Origin of the sequence: Rubellimicrobium thermophilum DSM 16684, assembly GCF_000442315.1 — a bacterium.
Taxonomy (GTDB): Bacteria; Pseudomonadota; Alphaproteobacteria; order Rhodobacterales; family Rhodobacteraceae; genus Rubellimicrobium; species Rubellimicrobium thermophilum.
Window position 1 is genome coordinate 350,279 of record NZ_KE557324.1, and the last position, 17,202, is coordinate 367,480.

A 17,202-nucleotide genomic window follows, 5' to 3' on the forward strand; every position below is an offset into this window, starting at 1 on the left:
ATGAAATTACACCAGCTCCTCGGACGCTAACTCGTCATCCGCACCGAGGAGAAGTGCGCCCTGCTTCTGGCTTTTCCGCTGCTTCTTCGTCTTGGGCACCGGCGTGATCAGGTCCGAGCGGCGCCGTGACTCGATGATTCGGTTCGTTGGCTGGCCATCTGCATCCAGTTCCCAATGGCGGCCCGGATATTCGTAGGGGGAATTCAGGATTGGCTTTTCGAAGAACTGCTCAGACATTGGGGGAGTCCTTTGCCGCGTTCCCCTTCACCACCGCCTTCTGTTCATCGATCCACCGATCAATATCGTCGTGCTTGAACCGCCATTGGCCCCGAACCTTGAACGCCGGGATCTGGCCGGTTTGCGCCATCGTGTAGACAGTCTTCTCTGCAACCTTCAACAAAACGGCGACCTCTGGCAAAGTGAGAATGGGGTCCGTCATGGACCTGCTCCCTCTCGAATGTGATGAGGGGGAGGGTGCCAGACTTTGCCAGACATTGCTAGGGCATGATTGCTGCAGGTTGCGCACGGACATCCTGAAATCATTCTTTCGGGAAGCCCTGACGTGGTCGGCGTTGCGTGCTTTGCAGGACAAAGAGCTCGGAGCCTTGGCAAGCGACGCGCCTGCTGTCCCGCGGGTCTATGACGTCAAAGCACGAACCAACGATCCCAAGAGAAACGTTCAAGCGTGATAGCCGATCTCCAACACCAATTATCCCAAGGATTGCCGCAGGTTCTGCGCCACTGCGTCCGCCGCCATCCGCACCGGCTCGACCGCCAGATGGGCGTAGCGCCCCGTGGTCTGGACCTGCGTGTGGCCGAGGAGCTTGCCGATCATCGGCAGGCCCTGACCCGACGCCACGGCTGTGGACGCGAAGGTGTGGCGCAAGTCGTGGATGCGGACGTCCTTTACCCCGGCACGGGCGCGGACGCGCTGCCAGAAGGGTTGCAGATCACTCAGCGGCTTGCCGGGCAGGGTGCCGGTGATCACCCACGGGTTGCCGTCGATGCGCTGGGCATCCCGCAGCAGGTCTACCACTGGCTGGCCGACGTGGACGACCTTCGCCCCTGTCTTGGAATCCGGCAGGCGCAGGGCAGGGACGTCAAGATCGACGTACGCCCACTTCAACGTCATGATCTCGTTCAGCCGACACCCGGTCAGGATGAGGAGACGGGCGGCGAGGATGGCCGAGGGCAGTGCCACCCCTTCCGCCTCCATCTCGCGCAGCACTTCGCCGATGCGGCGGAGTTCGGCCGCGCTGAGGAACCGCTCGCGCTTCTCTTCGGGGTACTTCCGGATGTGCTTTCGCGGATTTGTGCTGTCCGGACGCAGCCCCCACATTTCTGCAAGGCTGAACATCTTCGAGACCACTTCGAGGCAGCGGTTCGCCTGATAGGGGATGTGACGCATGTCGTGATGGAACTTCGCCACGTCCGCCCGGGTGATGCCCGTGACCGTCAGCTGCCCGAGCGCGGGCAGGATGAAGCGTTCGAGGTTCCGGCGATATTCCTTGGCTGTGCTGGCCTTCACGCGGATCGCGATGTGTTCCCTGTCGAACCGCTCGGCCAGTTCCTTGATCGTGATCGCCTTGCGCCCCGCGTCGCGATCGGCGGCGGGGTCCGCGCCGTTGCGCGCGGCGGCGACGATGGAGATGGCGCGGTTGCGCGCCTGCTCGCAGGTCAGCACCGTGCTGGGCCCGAGGCTGATCCGCCGGGACCGGCGTCCGGCGCGGTACTGGACCGCGTAGCCCTTGCGCCCGCTCGGCAGCACCCGAAGTCCGAAGCCTGGGATGTCGCTGTCCCAGACGAAGTATTCGGTGGCGCGGGCTTCCGCGGCGTCGACGAGGCGTTTGGTGATCCTGGGCATGGCACTCTTCGGTGGTTCTTTCGCCGTTCCACAGTGCTGAAGCGCGGGCGACAGTCAACGAACACATTGAAATTGCGAAGAAAAAGGAAATTCCCCGTATTGCCGAGTAGGGGGATTCCACGCTCTGGCGCGGGGAATCGGTGAGCCCATCGAATCACATCGCAGGTTCCGGACCCTGCGACCCGCTGATAAGCTGGCCTGCAAACGATATCGGGGCTCCAATGGCTTCCAAGACTACCCTCAATGCAAAGAACCTCGAGGCGCTGGGTGCGGAGCGCCTGGCGCAACTCCTTATCGAGATCAGCACCGGCAATGCGGCCGCCAAGCGGAAGCTGCGGCTCGCGCTGGCGGGTGCGCAGAGCCCGAGGGAGGCCGCGCGGGAGATCACCAAGCGGCTGACCAGCATTGCCCGCGCCCGCAGCTTCGTTACCTGGAGAACCGCAAGGCATTGGTCGATGACCTCGAAACCCAGCGGCGCGCCATCGTCGAGCGGATTGCTCCCGCGGATCCGCAAGAGGCGCTGACGCTGATGTGGCGGTTCATGGGCGTCGCGACGCCGGTGTTCGAGCGCTGCGACGATTCCAGCGGCACGGTCATCGACATCTTCCACCAGGCCTGCGCCGATCTGGGCGCGCTGGCGAAGGTCGCCCGGCCGGAACCGAAGGCGCTGGCGCGGCAGGTTCTCGACGCGCTGCAGGACAATGGCTATGGCCAGTATGACGATCTGATCGCTCTCCTGGCGCCGGCGCTCGGTCCCGCTGGTCTGGAGTATCTGAAGGAGCTGGTCGAGGAGCTCGGGCGCACGCCGGTGCCCGTGCCACCGAAAGGCGATTGGGAACAGGTGGGCTGGGGCACTGGCGGCCCCCGATATGCCCACGAGATGGCGGAACGCGCGCGGCAGAGCACCGTCTCGATGGCGCTCAAGGACATCGGCGATGCGCTGGGCGACGTCGATGGTTTCATCGCCCAATATGAACCAGAGACGCGCCGGGTTCCGAAGATCGCAGCCGAGATCGCGCAGCGGCTTCTGGGCGCGGGCCGTGCGGAGGATGCGCTCGGCTTCATCGAGCGGGCCGAGTTCGGCAATAACGGCTGGATCCCGAGGGAATGGACCGAGACGCGCCTCGCGGTGCTTGAAGCGCTGGGCCGCTTAGACGAGGCTCAGGCCTTCCGTTGGGAAACCTTCGAGCGGACCCTATCGGTCGAGCATCTGCGCGCCTATCTCAAGCGGCTGCCTGACTTCGATGACATCGAGGCCGAAGAGAGGGCGATGGCGCAGGCCACGGCCCATCCAAGCTTTCTTGCTGCGCTTCAGTTCTTCCTCGACTGGCCGGCGCTGGATCGCGCCGCGGAACTGCTGGTGGCCCGGCATTCGGAGATCGACGGGGATCACTTCGAGTATCTGGTGCCCGCGGCGGAGGCATTGTCAGAGCGTTATCCACTGGCGGCGACGCTGGCGCTGCGCGCGATGATCGACTTCACGTTGACCAAGGCGCGCTCGAAACGATATCGCCATGCCGCCGACCACCTGACCGAGTGCGCCCGGCTCGCGGAGGATATCCAGGACTTCGGCGCATTCGAGACGCACGACGCCTACGTCGCCCGGTTGAAGGAAGAGCACGGCAGAAAGTTCGGCTTCTGGTCGCTGGCCGAAGGCTGATGACACGCGACCGCGTGGGGTCACGCCACGACCGAGCGGCACGCGCCGCTCGAAAGGGGTCATCTGTTATGGCGCTCGCACGGCCAATATCCTAACCTTTGCCCCGAGCCGACAGGAGACGTGATGGCAGCGCGGGGCAAGAAACAGTCAGTCGATGATGGTGCGATCCGGGCGCTCCTCAAGCACTACGCGTGCCCGCTGCCGTATCATCAGGTCCGTGCACGCTTCATGGGCAACATCGCGACGCCGGACGTGAATGCATCGCCCATGCAGGAAATCCACCGTGTCTGGGACGACGAACTTCCCGTCTTCGAGGACAAGGGCGAGGCGGAAGCTTTCTTCGGCACCCTGCTGCAGAGCTTGTGGAACGGCCTCAGCGTGCACCAGAAGCGCAGCGACCCTTTCAAGCTCGCCCGGGTGAAGATCGCACCGGCCAGCCACGCGTATCTCGGGCGCCTCGCCAGGGTTCGGCGCGAGGAACTCGACGGCTTTATCGACGGGCTTTTCGCGGGACAGGACGAGATGGATTTCCCTGAAAGCGCACACAGGGCAATCGGCATTCTGGGAGAGCTGCGCGCATTGTTCGCGGCGACCGAAAACCTTGCGGCCGATGCGCCGGGCTCGACTGACACATCGACCATGGAGGACACCGCAAAGCACCTTCGCGAACTAACCCGGATCGCAGAGACCGAGATCAACACGATCATCCAGGCCTGTCGCAAGGCACGCCAGCAGATGCTCGAAACCTATGTGATCGAGCGGCCGGAAACCCTGCACTGATGGTTTTGTTACCGGAAAATCAAGTCTCGGCCCGTTGGAAGCATCGTGGAAGCACGAGGCCGAAATATGCTGCGCAATTCTCACAGATCGCGCGAAGCGAGGTCGATTTGCCGGGATCGGCAAGTGTCGGAAATTGCGTAAGAACTCGCGGTTCCGAGTGATTGTTCATGGTTCGTTCGGCACGGCTCATAACCTGAAGGCCGCAGGTTCAAATCCTGCCCCCGCAACCAAATCTCTCAAAGAATAAGCCGCTTAAGAGTCTCCCGAACGGGAGACCTTTTGCGTTCCGCGTCCGTGTCAACACCGGGTCAACAAAAACCCCACGGCGCCCGTCAACAAATGACGCCGACTCATGGACGAAGGCCCGTCATGGCGACCATCGCGTCCTCGAAGCGTGCCAGAGCGTTGAGCCCCTTTCCGAGCCAGTAGTCGTGCTTCTCGTTGTGGACGACATGCTCGAAGCCATGCGCAGTCATGAGGTCGGGGGATCCCTGTTCGCGGACGAACACCTTCGAGAAATACCAATGCAATGCCTGCCGGTTCAGGCCGCCAAGCTTCTGGCCGCGGAAATAGACCATCAGCTGCATCCGACCGATCCGACAGTCGTAGTCTGGGTAATGAGCGACCCGCTCGAAGGAAGATGATGCCGTGTCGTGCTGCAGGTCCTTGAGCTCGAGCCGCATCGCCTTGCGCAGCTTGAGGTCGAGGACCGAGAGCGCCTCATCGAGCAGCAGCACCCGCGGCTCGGGCGCCCGCGCGGGCCGACGCCACGCGCTGCTGCTGCTACTGGTCGCCCGAGAGCTGCGCGGGCCTGCGCCCGGCGAAGTCCGACAGCCGAACGAGTTCGCGCAACTCGCCCGCCCGGCGCCGCGCCTGCTGGCGTGATCGCCCCGCATCTCGACTTCGAAGGCGACGTTCTCGAGCACCGTCATGTGCGGGAACAGCGCAGAGTTCTGGACTTGCTGTTGACGGGGTGCCGGTTGGGCGGCAGTCCCGCGATGCGTTCGCCGAAGAGCAGGATCTTGCCCTCGGTGACATCCTCGAAGCCGGCGATCATCCGCAACAGCGTGGTCTTGCCGCAGCCCGAGGGCCCAAGCAGGGTGAAGAATCCGTTGTCCCGGATGGACAGCGAAATCCGCTTGAGTGCGCCATTTCGCCGTAGCGCTTGACCGCATTCCCGACATCCCCGGACATCGATGGCCGCAGCGGGTGATCGGGACAAGCAGGCCTCCTCTCGGCCTGCGCGGAGGGGCGGCCTTTCCAGCAAGCTCACTACGCGGCTGTGCCGGCGAAGAAACGAGTTCCTCAGCGCGTGTTAGGACGAGCCCAAGACAGGCAGAACGCCCGCGCCGGCGTCCGGATCGCCGCCCGAATGGGCGGGGGTCGCGCGGGGGACCGGTCACGGCCAGTCCGGCGTGAGTTCCGTGATCTCGCGCCGGAAGGCGGGCGTGTCGAGCTCGCGCGCGAGCGGTGCCCGGCCTAGGTGGCCCAGGCGATGGGCCCGGGTGCCTCGGCATCGCCGATCAGGCGGACGTTGAGGATGCCCGCATCGGTCAGGTCTCCTGCCGCGCCGCGAGGTCGCGGAAGAGCCGATCTTCGCCCTGGCGCGATGCGACCCTCACCACCGCATCACAGCCATGGGACCCCGTGGTGCCGGTGTAGAGGCAGTTCGACACCGCATGCCCCGCACCGATGGCGGTCACGCCGCGCTTGAGCACGATCTCGACCCCGAGCCCGGCCAGGTGCTGGTGGATGGCTGCCTGTTCGAGCGTGTTGCGCGTCCAGTCGCTGACATGGGCCGCGGGGGTGATCAGGCTGACCTCGCAGCCACGGATCGCCAGCAGCGCGGCCAACACCCCGCCCATATGGTAATGGTTGTCCCCAGCGATCACCACGCCGCCCGTGGGCAGGTTGCCCTCCATGATGTTGTCGGGGATGCACAGTGGCATGCCGGGATCGATGGGGAAGGGGACCACATGCTGGCGGTTGACCCTGTCGCGGCGCCAGCGAGCGCCGGTGGCGATGCAGACATGTTCGAAGCCGAACCCCAGAATGCTGTCGGCATCAAGCCGGCTGTCGAGGTAGATCTCCACATTGGACCGTCGGCGGATCTGGTGTTCGCGGCCGTCAGCCACCCGTCCCCAGGCCGAAAGACCCGGCAGCCTGCGATCGCGCGACACCGCCCGCCGAGCTGGGTGGTCGCCTTGGCCAGCGCCCGTCGTAGCCGCGCAGAGCCGGCGCGCGCGGCCTCGCGCCCCGCCGGCCCCGCGCCCACCACCAGCACGCTACGGCTCTCGCCCTTGGGGTTCATCCGCTCGGAATGCCAGCCCTTGCGCCATTCCTCCATGAAGGGGGGGGTCCGGGTGCAGCGGCTGAGCGACATGGTCATGTCGCCGGTGATGCAGATGTTGCAGCCGATGCATTCGCGGATGTCCTCGATGGGGCCTTTCTCGATCTTCTTCGGCAGGAAGGGGGCGGCGATCGAGGGACAGGCGCACCCGATGAGGAGAATGCCGGCGCGGATCTGGCGTACCATCGCATCGGGAGAGGTGAAGCGCCCCACGCGAAAGGGCGGTCGGTCAGGCCGCGGATGCCGCGCACCAGTGCTTCCTGCGACGCGTCCTCCTGGAAGCGCGATGGCCCCGAGCACTCCTCCCACGTGCCCTGAGCCAGATCCCACAGGTCGGGCAGTTTGCGGTTCAGCGCGATGAAGTCGCGCAGCTCGGCATTGGAAAAGCCGAGCGCGCCGATGCTCTCGTCGAGCAACAGGCACAGCGTGATCGCCATTCGCTCGCCGACCGCCTCGCGCAGGAAGCGCGAGCGGTTCTCGAGGCTGCCGCCGTATTCGTCTCTGCGCTGGTTGGTGGCGCGGCTCAGGAACTGCTGGAAGATGCCGAAGCCGTGCGCGCCGTAGAGGCAGATCAGGTCGAACCTGGCGGTCTGCGCGCGACGGGCGGCCATGACGAACCAGCGGCGCAGGTCGCGGATGTCCTGCCGGTCGAGCGCGCGCGCCTGCACCGGATCGCAGGTGAAGGTCCGGCGGGGCATGGCCGAGACCGCCAGCAGCACCTCGCGGGTGTAGAGGTTGGGCCCGTTGACCCCCGGATAGGCGAGCTGGATGCCGGCCAGCGCGCCATGGCTCTTCATCCGCTCGGCCATGCGGGAAAGCAGGGGGATCTCGCGGCCCTCCCACAGCCTCAGCTCGATGACGGAGGTGATCTCGGAACTGGGGTGGATCTCGCATTGTTCGGTGAAGATCACGCCCCAGCCGCCTTCCGCCTTGATGCCGCGCATCGCCTCCGCCGTCGCAATGGGGCATCGGATAGAAGTGGTTCCTGGCGGTCAGGGGCCGATGCGGATCGGCTCGAAGAGGATGTCGTAGCGGGGATCGCGCATCGTGCGGTCTCCTTGCGGTTGTTCAGTCCGGCCCGGAAGGAACGATAGAAGGCCGCCCGCGCCCAGCAAGGCCGGGCTTGCGGAAGCCGGGATTAGCTTTTCCCTGAGGCGCGGTTCTCGCAGGTGAGGCGAGCCGTCCGGGGCGCATCGGCCGTAGCGGGGAAGCCGCCCAGTCCGGGCACCGCGCCCGCGGCCACGCGTCTGCGGCAATGATCGATGAACAGACGGATGACGGCGAGGCTGCCGGCTTCCTGCGCCATCAGGAGGCCGAGGCGCATCGGGCGCAGATCGCCCGCCATGGGAATGAAGCGCAACTTCCTTCCATCGGGGGCCTCGTCGGTCAGGGGGCGGATGTTGGCGATCGAGAAGCCGTAGCCGTTGGCCACCAGACTGCGCATCACTGCGATGTCCCGGGTGCGCTCGGCGATCCGGGGGCGGGCACCCTCGCGCGGGAACAGCGACAGGAAGTAGTCCGCGCTGAAGGGCAGGTCGAGCAGCACCATGGGATGGTCGCGCAGCTCCTCCACCGACACGGTCGGCCGCTCGGCCAGAGGATGCGTCTCGGCCACCAGCGCGTAGGGGGGCAGCTCGGCCAGGGTGACGAAGCGCAGGTCGGTGGGGATATCGAGGTTGTAGGTCAGGGCGATGTCGATCTCGGCCCGGCGGATGTAGCTGAAGATCTCGGCCTGATCGAGCTCGCGCTGGGTGACGCGGATCCCGGGATGCGCGGTCTCGAAGCTGCGGCGCAGATCGGGCAGGATCATCTGCGCAATGGTCAGGAGGCAGCCCAGCGCCAGGGGCCGGTTCGGCACGCCCGAGATGTCGCCGGCCAGGATGGCCAGCCGCTCGGCCTCGCGCAGCACGTTGCGCGCCTGATCCATCATCGTCTGTCCCGCGGGGGTCAGCGTCAGCCCGTGCGCGTGCTGGCGGATGAACAGGGGCAGGCCGAACTCCTTCTCGAGCTGCGCGATCGCCGCCGAGATCGAGGGCGAAGAGACATGCAGGCGGTCGGAGGCCAGCGCGATCGACCCCGCCTCGCCCACGGCGACAAAATACTCGAGCTGGCGCAATGTATAGCGGATGGCCAAGGCGCCCCCCGGGTCGCGCCGTCACGCCCTGTACTTGGTCCAGACGGTCTTGAGCGCGGTATACTTCTCGAGCGAGGGCAGCGAAAGGTCGCATCCGAAGCCCGACTGCTTCATGCCGCCGAAGGGCGTCTGGGGCGACAGCGCATCGACGGTGTTGACCGAGACCGTGCCGGCCACCAGCTGCGTGGTGGCCTTGCTCCGCTCGATGGAGCCCATGATGCGACGCGTCTGGGCAGGTCGATGGTCGCGGCATCGGTGACCAGCTTCCCCATGTCGAGGCTGTCGAGCAGGGCCAGCTCGTCGCGATGGGCCGGGATGGTCTCGGCGAGCTTCAGGAGCGCCGCCTTGCGCTCGCCCGTCGCAGGCGGCCACGCGCGCCCGCACTTCGCCGGTCGCCGGGTTGATGCTGTCGAAGATCTCGCCCGAGGCTGCATCGACGAAGCGGCCGTTGATGAAGGCCTTGTCGCGGAACGGAATCCATCCAGCCAGCGCGTGCCAGTCGTCGCGGGACAGTTCAGGCATGGGCCCCCCTGTTTCGGGGTTGGTCGGTGGCGGTCGCGGCGCGGCGTCGCTCATTCGTCCCCCGGAACGCCGAAGGACGGGGCCTGCCGGGGGTCGAGCGCCCGCAGCACATAGGCCTCCATCTGCGGCCGGTAGACCTCCCAGGCCCGGGCCAGGGCCGCGACGGGGCAGTCGTCGCTCCAGTCGCAGCGCAGATCGACGAGCGGCCAGGACTGGACATCGACGACCATCAGGCCGGCGGAATGCACCGGGCCCGCCTCGCCTCCAGCGTCGAGACCGGCCCTGAGGGCCGCCAGCAGCCGGTCGCCCAGATGCCCCTCCGCGGTGGCGAAGGCCGCGAGCATCGCCTGCGGCACGGCCGCATCCGCAAGCAGGTTGCCCGCCGCGGCCACATCGCGTGCCTGCGCCTCGGCCCAGAGCCCCCAGGGCCCTGGTGCCGGAGTGGATGGCGCTCGCCCCGCGGGTGTCCACCGCCAGCACCTGCCGGTATTCGGGGAAGGCCGCGCGGCGGGACATCTCGGCCACGGCCTCGGGCGCCGACATCCCGCCCTGCATCAGATCGAGCGTCAGCGGCCCCAGCCGCGGGTCGGTCACGTTCTGCGTGGCTACCGCGCCCACCCGCGCCCGGGCATGTGCGCAGCGCGCCGCCACCGCCGGCGAGGACGAGGCGATGGCCACCCCGAACATCCCCGTCTTGGCACAGCGCGCCACAAGCGAGAAGGTCATCGTCGCGATCCCTCCCTGCCTCCGTGCGGTTCCGCCCGCCGCCGGTCCGCTGCCCGCCCCGACCTCACGCCTCGTCCGGGATCACCGCGATCGCGTCGATCTCCACCAGCCATTCGGGGCGCGCGAGGGCCTGCACCACGAGGCCGGTCGAAACCGGGTGCACGCCCCGGATGTACTGGCCCATGGTGCGGTAGACGGCCTCGCGGTGGCGCACGTCGGTCAGATAGACCACGATCTTGACGAGATGCTCCATGCGCCCGCCGGCCTCCTCGATCAGCTGACGGATGTTCTGCATGACCTTGTGGGTCTGCTCGGCGGGATCGTGGCTCGCGATGTTGGTGCCGTCGTCGAGGTTCTGCGGGCACTGCCCGCGCAGCCAGACCGTGCGGCCGCCGCGCGTGACCACCGCGTGGCAGAGGTCGTTGTCGAGCTTCTGTTCGGGGTAGGTGTCGCGGGTGTTGAACCTGCGGATCCGGGTATGCGCCATCGGCTTCTCCTCAACGGGTTGGCGGTCGTCGGGGCAGGGGTGCCGGGGCCGCGCCGGCGCCGCCCATGCAGGCAGGATCGCACCGCTGGGCAAGGCTGCGAAATTACGCTCTGTCTCATCATTGCTGAGGTCGGGTCTAAGTCCGTGTCGCGTGACCCTGGCCCTGAGGGGCGCAGGCCGGCGCGAGGGAAGGTAGGCGAGGTAGTTGCGCTGGATCTCGATCTGGTCGGCGATGTGTTTCGCATCGTGCCAGACCCCCCACAGGAAGGACGAACCCCGCCGCGACTGCCAGGGCAGGCCGAGGAAATACACCCCCGGTTCGCTCGACACCCCGCGCTGGTGGCGCGGCCGGCCCTGCGCGTCGAAGGCATCCACCTTGAGCCAGCCGAAGTCCTGCCGGAAGCCGGTTGCCCAGATGATCGCGCCTACGCCGGCGCGCTTGAGGTCGAGCGCGGGGATCGGGCGGATCAGGCAGTCGGGATCGGGGAAGGGCTGGCGCGCCTGCGGCTCCTCGGGCAGGTCGAGCCCATAGCGCGCCGCATGGGCGTCGGCCGCATCGAGCAGCCTCAGATAGCTCGCGTCGCCTCGGGCGAGGTTCCGCGCGAGATCGTCTGCGAAGGCGATCACGCCGTCCTCGCAGGCCCGGGCGGACCCCACGAGCGTGATGCCCTCGCCTGCGAGTCTGCGGAAATCGACCGTCCGGCCGCCATAGGCCCCGCTCACCGCGATGGTCACGTGCTCGGCGCCGGGCGTGGGCGCAGCGATGTCCCAGAGCCCCAGCACACCCAGCCACCAGACGAAATCGCGGCCCCGATAGGCACGCGGAGGCCGCTCATGCGGGCCGACGCAGAGATAGACCTTGCGCCCGGCGCGGTTGAGCTCGTCGGCGATCTGCGCCCCGGAGGAGCCCGCACCGACCACCAGGACCGCGCCGTCCGGCAACTGGCCAGGGTTACGGTAGTGGAAGGAATGGATCTGCATCACCGGCACCGCGGCCGGCACGAGCGGTGGAATGACCGGGATCTGGAAGGCTCCGGTGGCCGCCACGATGCGTTGGGTCTCGATCTCGCCTTCGCTGGTCTGCACGCGAAAGCCGCTCTGCCCCGCGATGCGCTCGGCCCGCAGCACCTCGACGCCGGTGCGGATGGGTGCCTTCACCATGCGCGCATAGGCCTCGAGATAGTCCGCCACCGCGTCCTTGGGAACGAAGGCATCCGGGTTGAAGCCCCGGAATTCGAGATGGGGAAAGCGGTCGTGCCAGGCCGGGCCGTTGGCAACGAGCGAATCCCACCGCCCGCTGCGCCAGGCCTCGGCAATACGGGCCTTCTCGAGCACGAGATGCGGAATGCCTTTGGCGCCCAGATGCTCGCTCATCGCGATCCCGGCCTGACCGCCGCCGACCACGAGCGTGTCGATCTTCTCCGCTGCCATGTCACGACCCTCGCTGCGAGCCGCCCCCCCCGTGACGGGGGCTGCCCGCGTCGGCCTCCGCAGGGGCTGCCGCAAGATGTCCGGCGGTCCCGCGCGCCAGGCTCCCACGGCCCCGGCCGCCGCAAAAGAACGCTTTGGCTTACCGTTGCTTCGTCTCTGCCTAACGGGTGGCCGAGTAAGCCGCCGACTGCGTTCCCTCACGCGCCGGGTTGCCTCCGTTGGCGAGGGGGAGAGCCGGGGTCTGGCGGAGGCGGTCCGGCCGTGGGTCAGGCGACGGTCAGCGGCTCGGGCAGCCAGAATTCCTCGAGATTCGCCCCCGGCGGCTCGCCCTCGGGCGCGATGCGATCCACGACTGCGAACAGCCCCGGCTCATGCAGGGGTGTCAGGACCCCGTGCCAGCAGCCGCGGCGCAGATTGACCCCCTGTCCTGGCGCCGCGAGGAAGGCGCGGATGCGGCCCGGCAGGGCCTGCTGTCCTTCGGCGACGATGACGAGGAAGGGATCCGCTGTCATCGGCAGGAAGGCCTGCGATCCGAGCGGATGACGTTCCACCATCTCGAGGCGGTAGGGAAGGCTGCGCGGCCGGGCACGGAAGAGGCTGATCCCCGCCCGGCCGCCTGCGACGAAGTCGAGCTGCGCGCGGTCGTGCCAGCGCCCGCAGAGCCCCCGGTTGATGAGGCGGTCGGGCTCTCCCGTGGCGTCGAGCACCTCGCCGAAGGGGGCAAAGGCCGCGGCCGTCAGGGGCTCGATGCCGATCACGGCGCGCCCCGGAAGGTCAGCGCCGGATGACGGTTCACATCCTTGTAGAGCAGGTAGCGGAAGGGGCCGTCGCCCGTGGCGATGCAGGCCTGCGGGCAGAAGGCGCGCAGCCACATGAAGTCGCCGGGTCCGACCTCGTGCCAGCGGTCGTTGAGCAGATAGCGCGCCGTCCCCTCGAGGACATAGAGGCCGTGTTCCATCACATGCGTCTCGGCAAAGGGGATGCGCCCGCCGGGACGGAAGGTGACGATATTCACATGCATGTCGTGGCGCAGATCCTGCGGATCGACGAAGCGCGTCGTCCCCCATTGTTCCGTTCCCGGCATCCAGTTCACGGGAGTCTGCGCGTCCGAGGTCAGCAGGAACTCCGGCACCGCAAGACCGTCTACCGGAATGTAGCGTCGCCGGATCCAGTGGAGACGAAGCCGGGTCGTGGCGCGGATCGCCCAGGGGCGTCCGGGGGGAAGATAGGCATAGCTGCCGGCGGTCAGCGCGTGATGCCCCCCTGCCGCCCAGAGCCGGCCTTCGCCCTCGGCCACGAACAGCACCCCTTCGGCATGGAAGTCCGGCTCGGGATCTTCCGAGCCGCCACCGGCCTCCACCTCGACGGCAAGCTGCGCGAAGGTCTCGGCAAAGCCGGACAGCGGACGGGCGAGGATCCAGGCCCGCGTCCGTTCCCATCTGGGCAGCAGGCTGGTGACGATGTCGCGCTGCACCGCGGCGGGGATCAGGGCATAGGCCGCGGTGAAGATGGCGCCATTGGCAGCGGGATCGCCGGTCTGATCAGGCAGTCCGCCAGGGGGAAAGGCATAGGTCATGGCAGGATCGTCTTCAGCCGCAGAAGGACGATGCGTTCGACCTGACGGAGGGCCTCGGCCGCCTCGGCGGCGGTCTCCTGGGTCAGCCGCCGCTCGAAGGCAGACAGGATCGAGGCCTTGTCGTGGTCGCGTACCGCGATGATGAAGGGAAAGCCGTGCCGCGCGACATAGGCGGCATTGAGGGCCTCGAAACGCGCCCTCTCGGCATCTGTCAGGGCATCGAGGCCGGCACTGGCCTGCTCGGCGGCCGAATCGGCTGTCAGGCGCCGCGCCTGCGCGAGCCGCCCTGCCAGATCCGGATGGGCACGCAGCACCGAGAGCTGCTCCTCCTCCGATGCGCTCCGGAGCACCCGGGCGAATGCATGAGCCAGGCCCTCGGCGCTGTCATGGGCCGGCCCCAGCTCGAGCATCCAGGCGCGCTCGGCCACCCAGGGGGAATGTTCGACGATGCCGCCGAAGCGTTCGACGAAGCGTTCGCGCGTCATGGCCGAAGGGCGTTCGGAGGGGCGGGGCGGATGGCGGCTGCGCCAATGCGCGGCGATCTGGCCCCGGGTGGCGAACCAGACGCCCCCCTTCTGTGCGGCATGGCGGAGGAATTGCTGCAATCCCGCCGCCTTGCCCGGTCGTCCGGCGAGGCGGCAATGCAGCCCGACCGACATCATCCGTCCCCCTTCGGCATGCAGGACATCGAAGCTGTCGCAGAGATAATCGCCGAAATCCCGTCCCGTGACCCAGCCGGGCGAGACGGCGAAGCGCATGTCGTTGGCCTCGAGCGTGTAGGGAATCACGAGCTGATCGCGTCCGCCCAGATGGATCCAGTGCGGCAGGTCGTCGTCATAGGCGTCCGAGATCCAGTCGAACAGGCCTGTCTCCGCCACGAGACGCACGGTGTTGATGCTGCAGCGTCCCGTATACCAGCCACGGGGCCTCTCTCCCACCACTTCGGCATGAAGGCGGATCGCCTCGGCGATCTGGGTGCGCTCCGTCGCCTCGTCCATGTCGCGGTGTTCGATCCATTTCAGGCCATGCGAGGCGATCTCCCAGCCGGCGGCCTTCATCGCACTGACCTGTTCGGGCGACCGGGCAAGCGCGCTGGCCACCCCGAAGACCGTCACCGGCAGATCCCGCAGCATCCGATGGAGCCGCCAGAACCCCGCCCTCGCACCGTAGTCGTAGATGGACTCCATGTTCCAGTGCCGCATGCCCGGCCAGGGCTGGGCGCCGGCGATGTCGGACAGGAAGGCCTCCGAGGCGGCATCGCCATGGAGCAGGCAGTTCTCGCCGCCCTCCTCGTAATTCAGCACGAGGGAAACGGCCACGCGCGCATCCCCGGGCCAGTCCGCCTCGGGCGGGGTCGGGCCGTGGCCGCGCAGATCTCGAAGATATCGGGGAGCCTCCAGCATGGGTCCGAAGGTGACGCGACATGCAGGGACTTGCAACCCGCCCCGCCTGCCCGGAAACTGTCGTCAGGAGGAACCGGAATGGCAGAGGGCTGGCTGACGACCCATGTGCTCGATACCGCGAGGGGGGTGCCGGCGGCAGGCATGCGGGTTGTCCTCGATCGGCTTGCCGATGGGCGGCGCGAGCGTCTGGCCGAGGCGGTCACCAACGCCGACGGACGCACCGACGCACCGATCCTGCCGAAGGAGCGCTTTGCCCCCGGTCTCTACGAGCTGACCTTCCATGCCGGCGCCTATCTGCGCGCGCAGGGTGCCTGCCTGACCGACCCGCCCTTCCTGGACGAGGTGCCGATCCGTTTCGGCATGCAGGCCGGGCATTACCATGTCCCGCTGCTGCTCTCGCCCTTCGGCTATTCGACCTATCGCGGCTCCTGACCCGGCGTCCACCGTCCCGCCTCTTCCCGCAGGCACCGCCGCCCGCTAGCCTGACCGGAAGAGAAGGGGGACAGGATGTATGATCTCGCAGTGATCGCACATTGGGCCGAGTTTGCCGTGCGCTGGCTTCATGTGATCACGGCCATCGCCTGGATCGGCTCATCCTTCTACTTCATCGCCCTCGACCTCGGCTTGCACCGCGACCGGCAGCTGGCCTCCGGTGCCGATGGGGAGGAATGGCAGGTCCATGGCGGCGGCTTCTATCACATCCAGAAATATCTCGTCGCGCCGGAGCGGATGCCCTCCGACCTCGTCTGGTTCAAATGGGAGAGCTATTCCACCTGGCTTTCGGGTTTCGCCCTGCTGGTTCTTGTCTACTGGATCGGGGGCGAGCTGTTCCTGATCGATCCGCAGGTGGCCGATATCCCGCTCTGGCAGGGCATCGTCCTGTCAGGCGCGAGCCTCGCCTTCGGCTGGCTCGCCTATGACGCGATGTGCCGTTCGCGCTTCGGGAACGAGCCGTTTCGCCTCATGCTCGGCCTCTTCGGGCTGATCGTCCTGATGGCGCTGTTCTACACCTCGGTCTTCTCGGGTCGGGCGGCGCTTCTGCATATGGGCGCCTTCACGGCCACGCTGATGACGGGCAACGTGTTCTTCGTCATCATCCCCAACCAGAAGATCGTCGTGGCCGACTTGATCGCGGGCCGCCGGCCTGACCCGGAATACGGCCGCATCGCCAAGCAGCGCAGCACCCACAACAACTATCTGACGCTGCCTGTCATCTTCCTGATGCTGTCGAATCACTATCCGCTGGCCTTCGGGGGCGATCATGCCTGGGCCATCGCCTGTCTGGTCTTCCTGATGGGGGTGACGATCCGGCACTGGTTCAACACGGTCCATGCCCGCAAGGGGCGCCGCACTGGACCTGGGCGGCAACGGTGGTGATCTTCCTCCTGATCGTCTTTCTGTCCGTCCCCCGTGCCTTCACCTATGACGCGACCGCAGAGGCGATGCCGCCGGCAGCCGCCCGCCATGCCGAAGCCGAGGGCTTTGCGGCGGTGCGCGACGTGGTCCAGAGCCGCTGCGCCATGTGTCACGCGGCCGAACCGGGCTGGGGCAACCTGTACTGGCCGCCGAAGGGGGTCATGCTCGAGACCGATGCCCAGATCGCGGCCCATGCACGGGAGATCTATCTTCAGGCCGGTCTGAGCCGCGCCATGCCCCCGGCCAACATCACCGGCCTGACCGAGGAGGAGCGCGCGCTCATCCGCGCCTGGTATCGGGGAAGCTGAGCCGCCTTGTCCCTGTCCGCTCCGGGCAGGCGGCTTGACGCGGCCCCCTCCGCGGCGCATCTCGGAGCGTCATGGTCGAGAAACCCAGTCCCAACCGCAAGCTCATCGCCGAGAACCGGCGCGCCCGCCACGACTATGCCATCGAGGACGATCTCGAAGCCGGGATCGTGCTGATGGGAAGCGAGGTGAAATCGCTGCGTCACGGCAAGGCGAATATCGCCGAGAGCTATGCCGCCGTCGAGGACGGGGAGCTGTGGCTCGTCAATGCCTATATCGCGCCCTATGAACCGGCCCGGACCTGGGGACATGAGGAGCGCCGCCGTCGCAAGCTCCTGGCCAGCCGTCGCGAGATTGCCCGGCTCTGGTCCGCCACCCGGCGCGAAGGAATGACCATCGTGCCGCTGTCCATGTATTTCAACGACAAGGGTCGCGTGAAGCTCAAGCTCGGTATCGCCAAGGGCAAGAAGCTCCACGACAAGCGCGCGAGCGAGGCTGAACGCGACTGGAACCGCCAGAAGCGCCGTCTGCTCAAGGAAGGGTAGGGG

14 protein-coding genes and 5 pseudogenes are annotated in these 17,202 nt (G+C 67.2%); 5 read left to right on the top strand and 14 right to left on the bottom strand.

The features are described from left to right. Positions 1-6: 6 nt before the first annotated feature. The 3 genes from RUTHE_RS13955 to RUTHE_RS13965 all read right to left on the bottom strand — a co-directional run bounded on the left by RUTHE_RS13955 (position 7) and on the right by RUTHE_RS13965 (position 1,864). Complete coding sequence (locus tag RUTHE_RS13955; protein WP_021099120.1) at positions 7-237, bottom strand: hypothetical protein; 231 nt, start codon at positions 235-237, stop codon at positions 7-9. Beyond that, positions 230-439: a methylation-associated defense system helix-turn-helix domain-containing protein MAD1 gene (mads1, locus tag RUTHE_RS13960; protein ID WP_021099121.1), complete on the bottom strand. Its 210-nt coding sequence runs from the start codon at positions 437-439 to the stop codon at positions 230-232. The genes RUTHE_RS13955 and mads1 overlap by 8 nt, the downstream gene beginning before the upstream one ends. 270 nt (positions 440-709) lie before the next feature. After that, positions 710-1,864 carry a tyrosine-type recombinase/integrase gene (locus RUTHE_RS13965; RefSeq protein WP_021099122.1) on the bottom strand — a complete coding sequence of 385 codons (1,155 nt, stop codon included), beginning with the start codon at positions 1,862-1,864 and terminating at the stop codon, positions 710-712. Positions 1,865-2,085: 221 nt separating this feature from the next. Here RUTHE_RS13965 and RUTHE_RS13970 point away from each other — a divergent pair. Beyond that, positions 2,086-3,524 (top strand): annotated as a pseudogene (locus tag RUTHE_RS13970) (DUF6880 family protein). A gap of 123 nt (positions 3,525-3,647) precedes the next feature. Continuing rightward, a complete protein-coding gene (locus tag RUTHE_RS13975; protein WP_021099124.1) occupies positions 3,648-4,304 on the top strand; it encodes a hypothetical protein in 657 nt (218 codons plus the stop codon). Between the two features lie 647 nt (positions 4,305-4,951). Here RUTHE_RS13975 and RUTHE_RS17860 read toward each other — a convergent pair. From RUTHE_RS17860 to puuE, 11 genes and pseudogenes are all read right to left on the bottom strand, one after another. Further along, positions 4,952-5,498, bottom strand: a pseudogene (locus RUTHE_RS17860) (ABC transporter ATP-binding protein); the annotation flags it as partial. Positions 5,499-5,857: 359 nt separating this feature from the next. Next, positions 5,858-6,484, bottom strand: a complete 627-nt coding sequence (locus RUTHE_RS17865; RefSeq protein ID WP_021099127.1) for a hypothetical protein — start codon at positions 6,482-6,484, stop codon at positions 5,858-5,860. A gap of 205 nt (positions 6,485-6,689) precedes the next feature. Then, positions 6,690-7,598 carry an oxidoreductase gene (locus RUTHE_RS17870; protein WP_021099128.1) on the bottom strand — a complete coding sequence of 303 codons (909 nt, stop codon included), beginning with the start codon at positions 7,596-7,598 and terminating at the stop codon, positions 6,690-6,692. Positions 7,599-7,792: 194 nt separating this feature from the next. Further along, on the bottom strand, positions 7,793-8,788 hold the full coding sequence (locus RUTHE_RS13990) for a LysR family transcriptional regulator (protein WP_021099129.1): 996 nt from the start codon (positions 8,786-8,788) through the stop codon (positions 7,793-7,795). 21 nt (positions 8,789-8,809) lie between these two features. Beyond that, positions 8,810-9,310 carry an aldehyde dehydrogenase family protein gene (locus RUTHE_RS17145; protein ID WP_211217766.1) on the bottom strand — a complete coding sequence of 167 codons (501 nt, stop codon included), beginning with the start codon at positions 9,308-9,310 and terminating at the stop codon, positions 8,810-8,812. A gap of 50 nt (positions 9,311-9,360) precedes the next feature. Continuing rightward, positions 9,361-10,036 (bottom strand): annotated as a pseudogene (locus tag RUTHE_RS14000) (DUF1028 domain-containing protein). A 64-nt stretch (positions 10,037-10,100) separates the two neighbouring features. Beyond that, the gene (locus RUTHE_RS16860; RefSeq protein ID WP_169578846.1) at positions 10,101-10,523 is read right to left on the bottom strand and encodes a RidA family protein; all 423 of its coding nucleotides are present in this window, start codon (positions 10,521-10,523) and stop codon (positions 10,101-10,103) included. A 192-nt stretch (positions 10,524-10,715) separates the two neighbouring features. Then, positions 10,716-11,954 (bottom strand): annotated as a pseudogene (locus tag RUTHE_RS14005) (flavin-containing monooxygenase); the annotation flags it as partial. 266 nt (positions 11,955-12,220) lie between these two features. Next, positions 12,221-12,712, bottom strand: a complete 492-nt coding sequence (locus RUTHE_RS14010; protein ID WP_021099133.1) for an ureidoglycolate lyase — start codon at positions 12,710-12,712, stop codon at positions 12,221-12,223. Continuing rightward, positions 12,709-13,530 carry a bifunctional allantoicase/(S)-ureidoglycine aminohydrolase gene (locus RUTHE_RS14015; RefSeq protein ID WP_021099134.1) on the bottom strand — a complete coding sequence of 274 codons (822 nt, stop codon included), beginning with the start codon at positions 13,528-13,530 and terminating at the stop codon, positions 12,709-12,711. The genes RUTHE_RS14010 and RUTHE_RS14015 overlap by 4 nt, the downstream gene beginning before the upstream one ends. Further along, on the bottom strand, positions 13,527-14,933 hold the full coding sequence (puuE, locus tag RUTHE_RS14020) for an allantoinase PuuE (RefSeq protein WP_021099135.1): 1,407 nt from the start codon (positions 14,931-14,933) through the stop codon (positions 13,527-13,529). Before puuE ends, RUTHE_RS14015 begins: the two co-directional genes overlap by 4 nt. 78 nt (positions 14,934-15,011) lie before the next feature. On the opposite strand from puuE, the gene uraH reads away from it, so the two are divergent. From uraH to smpB, 3 genes and pseudogenes are all read left to right on the top strand, one after another. Beyond that, positions 15,012-15,365 (top strand): hydroxyisourate hydrolase, encoded by a 354-nt coding sequence (uraH, locus tag RUTHE_RS14025; RefSeq protein ID WP_021099136.1) that lies wholly within the window; start codon positions 15,012-15,014, stop codon positions 15,363-15,365. Between the two features lie 75 nt (positions 15,366-15,440). Then, positions 15,441-16,657: pseudogene (locus RUTHE_RS14030) on the top strand (urate hydroxylase PuuD). Between the two features lie 71 nt (positions 16,658-16,728). Continuing rightward, the gene (smpB, locus tag RUTHE_RS14035) at positions 16,729-17,199 is read left to right on the top strand and encodes an SsrA-binding protein SmpB (RefSeq protein ID WP_021099139.1); all 471 of its coding nucleotides are present in this window, start codon (positions 16,729-16,731) and stop codon (positions 17,197-17,199) included. Positions 17,200-17,202: the final 3 nt, after the last annotated feature.